Below are 13,907 nucleotides of genomic sequence, written 5' to 3'. Positions count from 1 at the left end.
TTTGTTCACGCGCGGCTCTCGTTGTGTGACCGGCGGAGGACCCGCCAAACGGGCGCAGATTCTACGCGATTTTTACCGTTCGCGCCAGTGGGCCGTACCGGGCGTATGGCCCGCTCTACTCAGGCTCCCGACTCAGGCGAAACAGGCTGTTGCCCAGTTTCAGCTCCGCCCGGTCGAGCATGGTCTTGTTCAGTTGCAGGGCGATGGTATCGCCGTTGCCGGTAAAGCCGATGATACCGCCGGCGGCGGCGAAACGCTCGATATCGCTGATGGTGAGGACGGGGAAGAACTCCAGGGCGCCCACTGTCTTCATCAGGCTTTCCCTTTCCATGTTCCCCAGCACCACTATCTGGCAGCTGCGCGCCCGCAGCAGCTCGCCCAGGTTCACCTGCTCCAGCTCCACGCGACGCCCGTTCACCCGCTGGTGCTTAAGGCGCTTCGCCAGGGGCGCGCGCAGACGGTCATCCCCCATAACACAGATACGGAAAGGGGCATCGGTGCCGGAAAACACCTGGATGGGCCACTGCAGATGGTGAGCGAAGTGAACGATGTAGTCGACCATCACCCGGCGGCCGGCTTCGGAATCGGACAGCAGGGTGGCGGCGCGACTACCGGTGGCGGCTACCGCCGCCAGCAGTACCGCCAAGTGGAGGAACACCAGGCCGGAGATACGCAGGTAGAAGCGATATTTCCTAGGAATCATACCTTTGAGCCCCGTTGACCATCCTGGAAAACAGTCGTTGCGCCGGGCACTTTGCCGCGGCGCTCTCAAAGGTTAGTACCGGCGAGAGGGCGTCGCCATCAGGGGAGAGGGGGCTGGGTCTCCTGCACCGCCAATGAGCGCCATTTGAGCGCCTTTTCAATGGCCAGGATCATGCTGCCGGCCACGTCCTTGCGGGTGGCGCTCTCGATGCCCTCGAGTCCCGGCGACGAATTCACCTCCAGCAGCAGCGGTCCCTTCTTCGAACGGATAATGTCCACCCCGGCCACCTTGAGCCCGAGGACTTTGGCGGATTTGACCGCCAGGCGCTTCTCCTCGGCGGTGACCTTGACCACTGAGGCAGTGCCCCCCTGGTGGATATTGGCCCGGAACTCGCCCGGCGCCGCCTCCCGCTGGATGGCCGCCACTACCTTGTTGTCGATCACGAACAGGCGCAGATCGCGCCCCTGGGCCTCGCGGATAAACTCCTGTACCAGCAGGTTGGCCTTTAGGGATTTGAAGGCGTTGATCACCGACTCCCCCGCCTTGCGGGTTTCCGCCAGCACTACGCCCCGGCCCTGGGTACCCTCCAGCAGCTTCACGATCAGCGGCGCGCCGCCCACCATTTCGATCAGTTCGTTGGTGTCCACCGGCGAGTTGGCGAAACCGGAAATGGGGATATTCAGGCCGTTCTGCTGCAACAGTTGCAGGGAAAACAGCTTGTCCCGCGACTGGCTGATGGCCGCCGAACCGTTGAGGGCGAATACGCCGATGCTCTCGAAGTGGCGGGTGAGTGCACAGCCGTAGAAGGTCTGACTGGGGCGAATCCGCGGGATCACCGCGTCCAGGTTGTTGAGGATGCGCCCATCCCGGTAGTGCACTTCCGGCTCTGTGGGGTCCAGTTTCATATAGCACTGGCGGATATCCAGGAAGCTCATGCGGTGGCCGCGCTCGGCACCGGCCTCCATGATGCGCTGGTTGCTGTACAGGTCGGGATTGGAGGCGAGCACGCCGATACGCAGGCCGGTGCCGGCGATATGGTGCTCGTCGCGGTAGTACTCCTCCAGCTCGCTGGCGGGCAGGTCCCCGAGGCAGAAGCTCTCCGACGGGTCCACCAGCATGCGCCCGAGCATCGCCTCCCGTCCGAGCAGCATGCGATAACCCATGGTGTCCCGGTTGGTAAGGGTCAGTTCGATATCCCACACACTGCCGCCGACCGCGAGCGCGGTGCGGATCACCGGGCGCTTTTCGCTGTCACCGGAGGAGCTGCGCACCATGCGCTTGTCCAGTACCCGCGCTTCGCAGCGCACCGACGGGCGGCGCAAATGCTGCAGCGGGTGCGCCTCGAAGCTGACCCAGGGATCGCCGTCGCGCTTGAAAGTCTGGATATTGTAGGCGTGCAGGGACGAGGTCTTCGCTCCCGAGTCCACCCGCGCCTTGATCGCGGGGATACCCAGACCGGGGAGGCTGCACCACTCTTCACTGCCGACGATTAGTTTTTTTTCCAAGTTCGATTTTCCGTTACAAATAGCAAAGTCAGGGCGGGCTCGTGCCATCAGACGGCCGGCGATGGGCACGCTGCACTTTGTCCATCCTACATTTCCCGCTGCTACAGGCCCAGCACATCGCGCATATCGTAGTGGCCGGGCTCGCGGCCCGCCAGCCCCTCCCCTGCCAACCAGAGCGCGGCGCGCACCGCCCCGCGGGCGAACGACAGGCGGCTGCTGGCCTTGTGGCCTATCTCCACCCGTTCGCCATCCGCAAGGAACATCACCGTGTGATCCCCCACCACATCGCCGCCGCGCACCGTGGCAAAGCCGATGGTATCCCGCGGCCTCGCGCCGGTCTGGCCCTCGCGGCCGTAGACGGCGACCTTCGACAGGTCGCGGCCCAAAGTTCCGGCGATCACCTCGCCCATGCTGAGCGCGGTGCCTGAAGGGGCGTCCACCTTGTGGCGATGGTGGGCCTCGACGATCTCGATATCCGCGTCTTCACCCATCACCCGCGCGGCGGTCTCCAACAGCTTAAAACAGAGGTTGACCCCGGTGGAGAAATTGCTGGCCAGGCACAGGGGAATGGACTGCGCGTGCGCCAGTACTTCAGCTTTCTGTGCCGGGTCGAAACCGGTGGTGCCGATGACAATGGGTTTGCCGCGGGCGGCACAAAAGTCGGAGTTGGCCAGGGTGGCGGCGGGAGCGGTAAAGTCAATCAGCACGTCGAAATCCGCCTGCGCCAAGTCGCCCACAATCGGCAGGCCACTGCGTCCCAGACCGGCGACTTCGCCGGCATCGGCGCCCACAAGACTGGACTCGGGCCGCACGATTGCCGCGGACAGCTCCGCCGCATCCGACTGCGCCAACGCCTGCGCCAGTGCGCGCCCCATGCGCCCACCAAATCCCGTTACTGCAACTTTTATCGCCATGATTTTTCCTCCCGTCCAGCCGAAGCCGCGGATTCTACCCCGGCAGGTAAGGATAGCTGTAGTGGTATTGCGGGAGATACGAGGGAGGAAAGAGATGTAGGGCGAGCCTGTCGGCTCGTTGCCGAGCTGGAGTTCGGCGGTGACTCGCACCATCCATGGCGCTCGCCCGCTTCGCGGGCGCCTACGGCGTCCAAATCGGCAATCCTGCCGATTTGTCGCAGAGGGCGGGCCTGCGGCCCGCTTGCCGAGCTGGAGCTCGGCGTTCCCAGGGGAATCAGAGTTTCATATCGCCAAAGAAGCTCTTCACTCCCTCGAACCAGCCGGTCTGGCGGGGGGAGTTTTTCTTTTCGCTCAGGGTGTCGGCGAATTCCTGCAGCAGTTCCTTCTGTTTCGCGGAGAGGTTCACCGGGGTCTCCACCACCACGCGGCACAGCAGGTCGCCGGGGGCGCCGCCGCGTACCGGGGTGACGCCCTTGCCGCGCAGGCGGAAGAGTTTGCCGGTCTGGCTCTCCGGGGGAATCTTCAGTTTGACCTTGCCCTCCAGGGTGGGCACTTCCAGTTCCCCGCCCAGCGCGGCGGCGACAAAACTGATCGGGACTTCGCAATAGAGATTCTTGCCGTCGCGCTGGAACAGCTCGTGTTCGCGCACCACCACCTGCACGTAGAGGTCTCCCGGAGGGCCGCCGTCCGGGCCCGCCTCGCCCTCGCCGGAGAGGCGGATGCGGTCGCCGCTGTCCACGCCCGGCGGCACCTTGACCGAGAGGGTCTTGGTCTCCTCCACGCGGCCGCGGCCATGGCAGCTGCTACAGGGATCGCTGATGATGGTGCCGCGCCCGCGGCAATTGGGGCAGGTCTGCTGCACCGAGAAGAAGCCCTGCTGCATGCGCACCTGGCCGACACCGCCGCAGGTGCCGCAGGTCTGCGGCCTGGAGCCCGGCTTGGCACCGGAGCCATGGCAGGTTTTACATGAGGCCAGGGTGGGTACGCGAATCTTGACCGTGGTGCCGCGCACTGCGTCTTCCAGGTCCAGCTCCAGGTCGTAGCGCAGGTCGGAGCCCCGCGCCGGCCCACCGCGGCGGCCGCCGCCGCCACCGAAGATATCGCCGAATACATCGCCGAAGATGTCGGAGAAACCGCCAAAACCGCCGGCCCCGCCGCCGCCCATCTGGCCCTCCACGCCGGCGTGGCCGAACTGGTCGTAGGCCGCCTTTTTCTGCGGGTCGGACAGTACTTCGTAGGCCTCGTTGGCCTCCTTGAATTTGTTCTCCGACTCCTTGTCGTCGGGGTTGCGGTCCGGGTGGTATTTCATCGCCACCCGGCGGTAGGCCTTTTTAAGGTCTTTTTCCGACGCGTTCCGATCGACGCCGAGGATTTCGTAATAATCGCGCTTCGACATAAAAATGGTGTTCTTTTTTAACGGCATAAGGCGCGGCGGTAATGCATACCGCTGCGCCTTTCTATTTTCGTTGTAGGAGCGGCCGTGGCCGCGATCGGCGGTTCATTTCACTGCCGATCGCGGCCAGCGGCGGATGGCCGCCCCGCCGCTCCTACAGGGTGGAGGACAGGATTGTGATTACTTGTCCTCTTTCTTGTCTTCCTTCACTTCCTCGAACTCGGCATCCACTGCGTCGTCACCGCCGGACTTCTGCTCTCCACCCGCGCTGGCACCGGCGGCGCCCTCGGCGGCCTGAGCCTGCTCGGCGTACATCTTCTGCGCCACCGGACCGGAAGCCTCGGTGAGCTTGGTGGTCGCGGCTTCCATGGCGGCCTTGTCGCTGCCCTTCACCGCCTCTTCCGCTTCGGAGATGGCGGCTTCGATCGCGGACTTCTCCTCCGCGGTGGCCTTGTCGCCGGCCTCTTCGAGGGTCTTCTTGGTGGCGTGGATCAGGCCATCGAGGGTGTTGCGCGCCTGCACCAGTTCCTCGAACTGCTTGTCCGCCTCCACATTGGCCTCGGCGTCGCGCACCATCTTGTCGACCTCTTCCTCAGACAGGCCGGAGGAGGCCTTGATCACAATGGATTGCTCCTTGCCGGTGGCCTTGTCCTTGGCGTGCACATGCAGGATACCGTTGGCATCGATATCGAAGGTCACCTCGATCTGCGGCACGCCGCGGGGCGCCGGCGGGATGTCGGCCAGATCGAAGCGGCCGAGGGATTTGTTCTGCGACGCCTGTTTGCGCTCCCCCTGCACCACGTGAATGGTCACCGCGGTCTGGTTGTCGTCTGCGGTGGAAAACACCTGGGATTTCTTGGTGGGGATGGTGGTGTTCTTGTCGATCAGCGGGGTGGCCACACCGCCCATGGTCTCGATACCCAGGGTCAGCGGGGTCACGTCCAGCAGCAGTACATCTTTCACATCGCCAGACAGCACCGCGCCCTGGATGGCCGCGCCGATGGCCACGGCTTCGTCCGGGTTGACGTCCTTGCGCGGCTCCTTGCCGAAGAACTCGGTGACTTTCTTCTGTACCAGCGGCATGCGGGTCTGGCCGCCTACCAGGATGATCTCGTCGACGCCGGAGGCGGACAGGTCGGCGTCCGCCAGGGCAATTTTCAGCGGCTCGATAGTGCGGTTGACCAGTTCCTCCACCAGGCTCTCGAGCTTGGCGCGGGTCAGCTTCACCACCAGGTGTTTCGGGCCAGTGGCATCGGCGGTGATATAAGGTAAGTTCACCTCGGTCTGCTGGCTGGAGGACAGCTCAATCTTGGCCTTCTCGGCGGCCTCCTTCAGGCGCTGCATGGCCAGCGGGTCGCCGGACAAGTCGATGCCCTGCTCCTTTTTGAACTGCTCCGCCAAGTAGTTGATCAGGCGCAGGTCGAAATCCTCGCCGCCGAGGAAAGTGTCGCCGTTGGTGGACAGCACCTCGAACTGCTTCTCGCCGTCCACATCGGCGATCTCAATGATGGAGATATCGAAAGTGCCGCCGCCCAGGTCGTAGACCGCCACTGTACGGTCTCCGCCCTTTTTGTCCAGGCCGTAGGCGAGCGCCGCCGCGGTGGGTTCGTTGATGATCCGCTTCACGTCCAGGCCGGCGATACGGCCGGCGTCCTTGGTGGCCTGGCGCTGGGAGTCGTTGAAATAGGCGGGCACGGTGATGACCGCGGCCTCCACCTTCTCACCGAGAAAGTCCTCGGCGGTCTTCTTCATTTTCTTCAGCACTTCGGCGGAGATCTGCGGCGGGGCCTTCTTGTCGCCCTTCACTTCCACCCAGGCGTCGCCGTTTTCGGCTTCCACGATGCTGTAGGGCACCATCTTGATGTCCTTCTGCACCACGTCGTCCTTGAAGCGGCGGCCGATCAGGCGCTTGACCGCGAACAGGGTGTTCTGCGGGTTGGTCACCGCCTGGCGCTTGGCGGACTGGCCCACCAGGATTTCGTTGTCCTCGGTAAAGGCGACCACGGAGGGGGTTGTGCGGTCGCCCTCGGCGTTCTCGATCACCCGCGCTTTGTCGCCATCCAGTACCGCAACGCAGCTGTTAGTGGTACCCAAGTCGATGCCGATAATTTTTGCCATCTGATTCATTCCTCGTTTGCGGTTCACGCCGGCGCCTCGAGGAGGCCTGCCGCGTTTGTATTTTGGGATGCCAGCTATATTGGTGCCGGCCCTAGGATTTCAAGGGACTTTCCATCCACCGATCAAAGATGCTCCATGCATTTTTTTGACCGTCGCCCGTGAAATACTGGCGCAGATGCGCGAATCTGCTGGCATTTCACGCGCTCGCGCCGGCCTGTGGCCGCGGCGGCACATCCATGTGCCGCATTTACCAGCTACCAGCTGTTCACGGCGCCTTGCTCACCACCACCATCGCCGGGCGCACCAGGCGGCCGTGCAGGCGGTAGCCCTTCTGGAAGACCTCCAGCACCGTATTCGGCTCCACATCGCCGTTGGGTACCTGGGTCATGGCCTGATGCAGCTCCGGGTCGAAAGGCTCACCGGCGGGGTCCACGGTTTCCACCGAGTACTTGGCCAGGGTGTCCACAAAGGATTTGTGGGTCAGCTCTATGCCTTCCGCCACCGCTTTCTGAGTCTCGTTTTCGGTGTCGATGGTGGCGAGGGCCCGCTCCAGGTTGTCCACCACCGGCAGCAGGTCCTGCAGCAGCTTCTCGACGCCGAACTTATGCGCCCGCTCCACATCCTGCTGGGCACGGCGTCGGGCGTTCTGCGCCTCCGCCTGGGCGCGCATGGCCAATTCTTTCTGGATCGCCAGCTGTTCCTGCAGGCCGATGATTTCCTCGTGCAGGGCATCGGCGCTCTCGACCTCGGCATGCAACGCCTCCTCGGCCGCGTGCTGCTCCTCCTCGGAGGGGCGCTCCACCTCGGCGGCAACCGCCTCTTCCTCTGCCACTGTAGGCTCCTCGGTAAGCGCCTCCGGCGCCTCCTGTCGGTTCTGATCTTCTTCGCTGCGCTCTCTGGCCACTGCTCTCTCCGTCGCGTCGACTGTCAGTTGAATGGATTTCCCCCAAAATGCCGAGGTGGGCTCGGCTCCCGGGCAGTGCAGGCCTATATGGGGGCTAGCCCCTATAGTTCAAGTGGGCTTTTAACGGCAGAGTAATCTCCACCGGCAGCGGTAGCGGGAAAACAACGATTACTGTATAAATAGCCACTAATTGGCAGACGCCAAGTAAGAACAAGAACGGCTACAGAGCTATCTTTTATGTTGCTGCACCTGTCTATCAGCCAATTCACCCTGGTGGACCAGCTGGAGCTGGAATTCGGTACCGGCACCAGTGCGCTGACCGGCGAAACCGGCGCCGGCAAGTCCATCACTCTCGATGCCCTCGGCCTGGCGCTCGGCGACCGCGGCAATGCGGAGCTGGTGCGCGCCGGCAGCCAGCGCGCGGACATCTCCGCCACCTTCGATATCGGCGACCACCCGGCGGCCGCGGCCTGGCTGGAGGAGCAGGAGCTGGACGCCGGGCGCGAGGTGATCCTGCGCCGCACGATCGGCGCCGACGGACGCTCGCGGGCCTATATCAACGGCCAGCCGGTAACCCTGCTGCAGCTGCGCGCCCTGGGCGAACAACTGATCGATATCCACAGCCAGCACGAGCACCAGTCGCTGCTGAAAAAAGACACCCACCGCCGCCTGCTGGACGAGTTCGCCCGCGCCCAGGAACTGGCTGCCGAAACCCGTATCCACTTCAAGTCCTGGCGGGACCAGTACCGCCGCTACAGTGCCCTGGCGGACAGCGCCGAAGAAACCCAGGCCCGCCGCGAACTGCTGGAATACCAGTTGCAGGAGCTGGAGCTGCTGAACCTGCAACCGGCAGAGATAGAGGCGCTGGAAAGCGAACAGCGCCAGTTGGCCAACGCCGGCCAGATACTGAACGGCGGCTACCAACTGGCGGCGCTGCTCAGCGGCGGCGAGGGGGATATTGCCGAACAACTGCACCGCGCCCTGCAACTGCTCTCCGCCATGCCAGAACAGTCCCCGACACTGGCGGAGGTGGCGCAGATGCTCGACACCGCGCGCATCCAGGTGGACGAGGCCGCCGGCACCCTGTCGCGGCATATCGACCGCTTTGAGATGGATCCGGAGCGCCTGGCGGAAATCGAGGAGCGCCTCAGCGCCATCTACCAGGCGGCGCGCAAACACCGGGTACAGCCCGACGAACTGCCGGCGCTGCAGCAGCAGCTGCAGGCGGAACTGGACGATATAGGCACACCGGACGCGCTGGACAAGCTCGCCGCCGAGTGCGAAAAGCTGGAGGCCCGCTATCGCGAGGCCGCCGGCAAACTGACCCGGCTGCGCGAGCGGGCCGCCACCGAACTGGCGGAGGCGGTGAACCGGCAGTTGGCGGAACTGGCCATGCCCCACGCGCGGGTGGAGCTGGCCCTGCAACCGGTGGAAAAGCCCACCGCCAGCGGCCTGGAGGAGGTGGAGATACTGATCGCCACCAATCCCGGCCAGCCCCCGCGCCCGCTGGGGAAAATCGCTTCCGGCGGCGAACTGTCCCGGGTCAGCCTGGCGATCCAGGTGATCACCGCACAGACCTCACGCACCCCGACCCTGGTATTCGACGAAGTGGACGTGGGCATCGGCGGCGCCACCGGCGATGTGGTGGGGCGCCTGCTGCGCCAGTTGGGCGAGACCCGCGACGGCCGCGCCGGCCAGGTGATCTGCGTGACCCACCTGGCCCAGGTGGCGGCCAGGGCCCACCGCCACTACCTGGTGGAAAAGCACAGCGACGGCGATGCCGCCTTTGTGGCCCTGCGCGAACTGAAAAGCGGCGAGCGCAGCGAAGAGGTGGCGCGCATGCTCGGAGGCGAGACCACGGCGCAGTCCCTGGCCCACGCGGAGGAAATGCTGGCGCGCAGTTGAACCCCGGGACTGTCTGGAAATACCCTCTTTCAAATTAAATTTTCATTGACTCGTCATACCGGCGCAGGCCGGTATCCAATCCAGAGGCACCTGGATTCCGGCCTGCGCCGAATAACGAAAGCGCAATGTAGGAGCGGCTCATGGCCGCGATCTGGCTCTTCGCCGACACACCGAACTATGATCGCGGCCATGGGCCGCTCCTACAGAGGATCTGATCCTTTGGCGCCATCTATTTTCCGCTTGCCGGCCTTTGTATACTGGGCCCGCCAACGGTAATTTCGACTCGATCCATGCAACGCACGATTTTCAATACCCCCGTTGTCACCCCCCTGCTGCGCCTGCTGGCCAGGCTGCTGATCAAACTGCACGGCTGGCGCGTGGTCTGCGACCGCCGGGCGCTGGCGTTGAAAAAATATGTGCTGATCGGGGCACCGCACACCAGCAACTGGGACGGCTACTACTTTATTCTCGCCGCACTGAAACTGGGGGTAACCCCGCATTGGATGGGCAAAGACAAGCTGTTCCGCTTTCCGCTGGGGCCGGTTATGCGCTGGTTCGGCGGTATCTCCGTGGATCGCAGCAGGGCCAATAACCTGGTGCAGGCCACGATCGACAAGTTCAACGCGAGCAAATCACTGATCGTGGTGGTGCCGCCGGAGGGCACCCGAAGGCGCGGGGAGCGCTGGAAGACCGGCTTCTACCATATCGCCCGCGGCGCCGCGGTGCCGGTGGTGTGCGGCTTTATCAATTTCGCCAAAAAGGAAGTGGGGATGGAGAAGGTGCTGGAGATGGGGGAGAATCTGAAGGCGGAACTGGAGCGCTTTCGCGACTACTATGCCGACAAGGTCGGCAAGTTCCCGGAACGCTACACGCCCCCAGCCTGATGCCGGGAGCGCCGAGCCCCGGCTCGGCATGCGAGCCACAGGGCCGCACGGGCGAACACTGGATTCGTCCCTACGAGCCCTTTTTCTTCACGTAGAGCACCAGACTGTGCCCGGTGAGCTCGTAGCCGTGTTCATCGGCGATCTGCTGCTGCAGCTTCTCGATTTCCTCGTTGTGGAATTCGATCACCTTGCCGGTATCGGTGCACACCATGTGGTCGTGGTGGTCGCCGCGGTCCAGCTCGAACACCGAGTGGCCGCCGTCGAAGTTATGACGTATCACCAGCCCCGCGCTCTCGAACTGGGTGAGCACCCGGTAGACCGTGGCCAGCCCCACGTCCTCCCCCGCATCCAGCAGCATCTTGTAGACATCCTCCGCGCTCAGATGTTGTTCGCTGGCACTCTCCAGCAGCTGCAGAATCTTGACTCGCGGCAGGGTGACCTTGAGGCCGGCCTTGCGCAGTTCCTGATTTTCGTTAGACATGAATCGATCTTTCCCGGCGGTATTCATTTGACTGTGTTTGACAGTGGGTGAGGCGACCGCCTTCGGGCGGCCTGTGCGCCCGCGGGCACTTCGGGTATTATCCACGCGGAACGGATACAGCGGAACCCCAGGCGGCCGGCCAGTCGCGGGCCGTCTATGCTTGCCGCAGCCGGCCGGGGAACTTTCCCCGCTGGCAGGCGCCTATTCTGTTTAGCCGTAAACATCGGAGAATGGGCGATCAGTCCGCTGACCACAAAATCCCTTATGGAGCAATGAATGCCGTCTACCGTGAGATCCCTCGCCATCGCCTGCCTCTGCGCCCTGCTCGGCGCCTGCAGCCTGTTCAAGTTCCCCGGGGTGCACCGCATCGAGGTGCAGCAGGGCAATATCATCACCCAGGAGATGGTAGATCAACTGAAGCCCGGAATGACGCGCCGCCAGGTGCGCTTCGTGCTGGGCACTCCGCTGCTGGAAGACACTTTCGAGCCCAATCGCTGGGATTACGTAAACCGGGTGCGCTCGCCGAAAAACAAAGTGACCCAGAAGCGCTTTTCCGTCTACTTCAACGGGGACATTCTGATCGCCACCAGCGGCGACTGGCAGCCGGCCGGCTGGCCCTAACGCGGATTATTGTCGGCGTAAGTTAGTCCCGCCGCCCCTTGCGGGCCGCCAAAACCCCGAACAAAGCGCGGGATTTTGGCCCTGCAGGCTGGCCTCTATGGCTGTTTCTGCTCCGCCAGTTTTCTGGCCTTTTCCGCGCGCTGCTTGCGCGCCTCCTTGGGGTCCGCGATCAGCGGCCGGTAGACTTCCACCCGGTCTCCCGGCTGCAGTTCGTACCGGTCCGCCGGCGCCAGGCCCTTGGTACCCAGGGCCTGGCCGAAGATACCCAGCTTGGCGGTCTCCGGCTTCACCTCCGGATACTCCTCCGGTATTCCCGAGCGCACCAGCGCCTCCTGGGCGGTGGTGCCGGGCTTGACCAACATGCGGATCAGGCGCTGCTCGTGGGGCAGCGCGTAGACCACTTCCACGGCGATGGTCTTATCTGTCATGTCGGTCATGGCGTTTTTCCATAAATTTGCTCTGCGCGGACGCACATAACGTCCACCATCTGGTTGGCCAGATCGCTGAGCAGCTTGCCGGCCGCGGCACCGACCAGACGACTTTTGAAGCTGAATTCCAGAGAAAAAGTCACTTTACAGGCGTCCGGCGCCAGCGGGGTGAAGCGCCACTCGCCGGAGAAATCGGAAAAGGGGCCCTCCACCAGGGTGAGCGTCATACCCTCGGGCCGCCGCAGTTGGTTGCGGGTCACGAAACTCTGGCGCAGCCCGGCGCGGGCCAGTTCCAGGCGCGCCTCCAGGGTGTCCTCGTCGCTGTACAGCACTTCGGCCGCCCGGCAACCGGGCAGGAACTGGGGATAGCTGGCCACGTCGTTGACCAGGTCAAACATCTGTTCCGCGCTGTACATCACCAGCGCGCTGCGCTCTATCTGAGCCATTGTTCTACCACACGAATATTCATCACAACCTGGAAATATGGAGTGCTGTCCCACAAAAACGCAATTTTGCCAGCGGGCGCTACTCAAGCAAGGCAAATCCTGCAACAATCGCGCTTTTGACTGGAACGGCCAAAGAGCCGGGCAAACCTACACCACAAGAATAACAGGCAAGCGAGGATACTATGTCCGCAGTGAGAGAGCATTTTGGGTCGCGGCTGGGCTTTATCCTGGCGGCGGCGGGTTCCGCCGTGGGGATCGGCAACCTGGTGGCCTTTCCGGTAGCCGCCACCAAGAGCGGCGGCGGTGCCTTTTTGCTCGTGTACGCACTCTTTGTCTTCCTGATCTGCCTGCCGGTGATGATGGCGGAACTGGCCCTGGGCCGCAGAAGCGACAGGGACCCTGTGGGCGCCTACCGCCAGCTTTCCGGCAGTTCCCGCCTGTGGCACATTCCCGGCTGGCTGGCATTGATCACGCCGTTTATGATCGCGATCTTCTATCTGGTGGTCACCGTGTGGATTCTGGGCTACCTGATCGGGACACTGCGGGGCAATCTGGATCAACTGGCCACCGAGGCATACTTTCTCCAGTTCATCAATTCCCCTGTGGTCTTCTTCTATCTGGTGCTGCTGATGCTTGGTATCAACGGTATCCTCGCCCTGGGGGTCAAGGACGGCATCGAGCGCGCGGCCAAGACCCTGATGCCGATGCTGTTCGTGATGCTGCTGGGGCTGGTGATCTTCGTACTCACGCGGGAGAACGCGGCGCTGGGGCTCAAGTACTACCTGATCCCGGACTTCGCCAAGCTCAACGGCGAAGTGGTGAGCAAGGCCATGGCCCAGGCCTTCTTCTCCCTGTCCCTGGGCATGGGCATCATGATCACCTACGGCTCCTACATGAAAAAGCAGGACTCAATACCCGGCTCCGCCAGGGCCGTGGCCATCACCGACACTCTGGTCGCCTTTACTGCCGGCCTGCTGATCCTGCCCAGCGTGTTTCACTTCAACCCGCAAATCGACCCGGCGGAGCTGAGCGATTCCTCCGCGGGCATGATCTTCCTGTTCCTGCCGAAGATATTCCTGGCCCTGCAGGACAGCGTGGGCTACGCCGGCGCCAGTGCCGTGGCCGCCGCCTTCTTCTTTCTGGTGCTGGTGGCCGCAGTGACCTCGCTGGTTTCCATTATCGAGGTTCCACTCGCCACCCTGCGCGACGAGTACTGCATGTCCCGTAAAAAGGCCATCTACACCGTAGGACTCGTACAGTTCGTATTGGCCATCGGTTGCGCGGTATCCTTCGGCATGGCCGACTGGCTCACCCAGTTCGTGCAGCTGACGGGCGAGAACAAATCCTTTTTCGACCTGGTGGAGATTATCTTCTACGACACCATACTGCCCCTCAATGGCTTCCTGGTGTGCCTGTTCGTGATCTACAAATGGAAGAAAATCAACTTTGATCAGGAACTGCAGATAGGCGACCCCGGCTTTGCCGGCTCCCTGTCTCAGAAATACATCAACTTCTCCCTGGGCACCTTTATCCCACTGATACTGCTGTTGATTTTTATCAACACCGTGGCCCTGAAGTTCTTTGGACACAGTTTTATTTAGTTGT

At 63.1% G+C, this 13,907-nt stretch carries 13 protein-coding genes and 1 pseudogene; 4 read left to right on the top strand and 10 right to left on the bottom strand.

Annotation, left to right across the window (positions count from 1 at the left end):
- Window positions 1-115 precede the first annotated feature (115 nt).
- From PP263_RS21520 to grpE, 7 genes and pseudogenes are all read right to left on the bottom strand, one after another.
- Window positions 116-703, bottom strand: a complete 588-nt coding sequence (locus tag PP263_RS21520) for a YfiR family protein (RefSeq protein ID WP_308366136.1) — start codon at window positions 701-703, stop codon at window positions 116-118.
- Window positions 704-801: 98 nt separating this feature from the next.
- On the bottom strand, window positions 802-1,722 hold the full coding sequence (rimK, locus tag PP263_RS21515; protein WP_308368656.1) for a 30S ribosomal protein S6--L-glutamate ligase: 921 nt from the start codon (window positions 1,720-1,722) through the stop codon (window positions 802-804).
- Between the two features lie 84 nt (window positions 1,723-1,806).
- Window positions 1,807-2,256: pseudogene (locus PP263_RS21510) on the bottom strand (ATP-dependent zinc protease); the annotation flags it as partial.
- Window positions 2,257-2,309: 53 nt separating this feature from the next.
- Window positions 2,310-3,122: a 4-hydroxy-tetrahydrodipicolinate reductase gene (gene dapB, locus PP263_RS21505; RefSeq protein WP_308366135.1), complete on the bottom strand. Its 813-nt coding sequence runs from the start codon at window positions 3,120-3,122 to the stop codon at window positions 2,310-2,312.
- A gap of 274 nt (window positions 3,123-3,396) precedes the next feature.
- Window positions 3,397-4,518, bottom strand: coding sequence for a molecular chaperone DnaJ (dnaJ, locus tag PP263_RS21500; RefSeq protein WP_308366134.1), 1,122 nt, complete (start codon window positions 4,516-4,518; stop codon window positions 3,397-3,399).
- 177 nt (window positions 4,519-4,695) lie between these two features.
- Entirely contained in the window at window positions 4,696-6,633 is a 1,938-nt protein-coding gene (gene dnaK, locus PP263_RS21495; protein WP_308366133.1) for a molecular chaperone DnaK, read from the bottom strand.
- A gap of 265 nt (window positions 6,634-6,898) precedes the next feature.
- Window positions 6,899-7,537 (bottom strand): nucleotide exchange factor GrpE, encoded by a 639-nt coding sequence (gene grpE / locus PP263_RS21490; RefSeq protein WP_308366132.1) that lies wholly within the window; start codon window positions 7,535-7,537, stop codon window positions 6,899-6,901.
- Between the two features lie 237 nt (window positions 7,538-7,774).
- Here grpE and recN point away from each other — a divergent pair, with 237 nt between their 5' ends.
- Together recN and PP263_RS21480 are read left to right on the top strand one after the other, a co-directional pair.
- Window positions 7,775-9,442: a DNA repair protein RecN gene (gene recN / locus PP263_RS21485; protein ID WP_308366131.1), complete on the top strand. Its 1,668-nt coding sequence runs from the start codon at window positions 7,775-7,777 to the stop codon at window positions 9,440-9,442.
- Window positions 9,443-9,732: 290 nt separating this feature from the next.
- Window positions 9,733-10,326, top strand: coding sequence for a 1-acyl-sn-glycerol-3-phosphate acyltransferase (locus PP263_RS21480; protein WP_308366130.1), 594 nt, complete (start codon window positions 9,733-9,735; stop codon window positions 10,324-10,326).
- Window positions 10,327-10,396: 70 nt separating this feature from the next.
- Here PP263_RS21480 and fur read toward each other — a convergent pair whose 3' ends face one another.
- A complete protein-coding gene (gene fur, locus PP263_RS21475; protein WP_308366129.1) occupies window positions 10,397-10,807 on the bottom strand; it encodes a ferric iron uptake transcriptional regulator in 411 nt (136 codons plus the stop codon).
- Between the two features lie 276 nt (window positions 10,808-11,083).
- On the opposite strand from fur, the gene PP263_RS21470 reads away from it, so the two are divergent.
- Entirely contained in the window at window positions 11,084-11,428 is a 345-nt protein-coding gene (locus PP263_RS21470; RefSeq protein ID WP_308366128.1) for an outer membrane protein assembly factor BamE, read from the top strand.
- Window positions 11,429-11,523: 95 nt separating this feature from the next.
- On the opposite strand, the gene PP263_RS21465 is transcribed toward PP263_RS21470, so the two are convergent.
- Window positions 11,524-11,856, bottom strand: a complete 333-nt coding sequence (locus tag PP263_RS21465; RefSeq protein ID WP_308368655.1) for an RnfH family protein — start codon at window positions 11,854-11,856, stop codon at window positions 11,524-11,526.
- A 5-nt stretch (window positions 11,857-11,861) separates the two neighbouring features.
- Window positions 11,862-12,302 (bottom strand): type II toxin-antitoxin system RatA family toxin, encoded by a 441-nt coding sequence (locus PP263_RS21460; RefSeq protein ID WP_308366127.1) that lies wholly within the window; start codon window positions 12,300-12,302, stop codon window positions 11,862-11,864.
- Window positions 12,303-12,484: 182 nt separating this feature from the next.
- Here PP263_RS21460 and PP263_RS21455 point away from each other — a divergent pair, with 182 nt between their 5' ends.
- The gene (locus PP263_RS21455) at window positions 12,485-13,903 is read left to right on the top strand and encodes a sodium-dependent transporter (protein WP_308366126.1); all 1,419 of its coding nucleotides are present in this window, start codon (window positions 12,485-12,487) and stop codon (window positions 13,901-13,903) included.
- The last annotated feature ends 4 nt before the right edge of the window (window positions 13,904-13,907 follow it).

Source organism: Microbulbifer sp. TB1203, from assembly GCF_030997045.1.
Lineage (GTDB): Bacteria > Pseudomonadota > Gammaproteobacteria > Pseudomonadales > Cellvibrionaceae > Microbulbifer.
The sequence above is the reverse complement of the archived record's forward strand: the minus strand, read 5'-3'. Positions and strand labels throughout refer to the sequence as shown.

Coding starts and splice junctions, on each gene's coding strand:
- PP263_RS21465 (WP_308368655.1), bottom strand. CDS start 11,856: ATGACAGATAAGACCATCGCCGTGGAAGTGGTCTACGCGCTGCCCCAC.
- PP263_RS21460 (WP_308366127.1), bottom strand. CDS start 12,302: ATGGCTCAGATAGAGCGCAGCGCGCTGGTGATGTACAGCGCGGAACAG.
- PP263_RS21480 (WP_308366130.1), top strand. CDS start 9,733: ATGCAACGCACGATTTTCAATACCCCCGTTGTCACCCCCCTGCTGCGC.
- fur (WP_308366129.1), bottom strand. CDS start 10,807: ATGTCTAACGAAAATCAGGAACTGCGCAAGGCCGGCCTCAAGGTCACC.
- PP263_RS21470 (WP_308366128.1), top strand. CDS start 11,084: ATGCCGTCTACCGTGAGATCCCTCGCCATCGCCTGCCTCTGCGCCCTG.
- PP263_RS21455 (WP_308366126.1), top strand. CDS start 12,485: ATGTCCGCAGTGAGAGAGCATTTTGGGTCGCGGCTGGGCTTTATCCTG.
- PP263_RS21520 (WP_308366136.1), bottom strand. CDS start 703: ATGATTCCTAGGAAATATCGCTTCTACCTGCGTATCTCCGGCCTGGTG.
- dnaJ (WP_308366134.1), bottom strand. CDS start 4,518: ATGTCGAAGCGCGATTATTACGAAATCCTCGGCGTCGATCGGAACGCG.
- recN (WP_308366131.1), top strand. CDS start 7,775: ATGTTGCTGCACCTGTCTATCAGCCAATTCACCCTGGTGGACCAGCTG.
- dapB (WP_308366135.1), bottom strand. CDS start 3,122: ATGGCGATAAAAGTTGCAGTAACGGGATTTGGTGGGCGCATGGGGCGC.
- dnaK (WP_308366133.1), bottom strand. CDS start 6,633: ATGGCAAAAATTATCGGCATCGACTTGGGTACCACTAACAGCTGCGTT.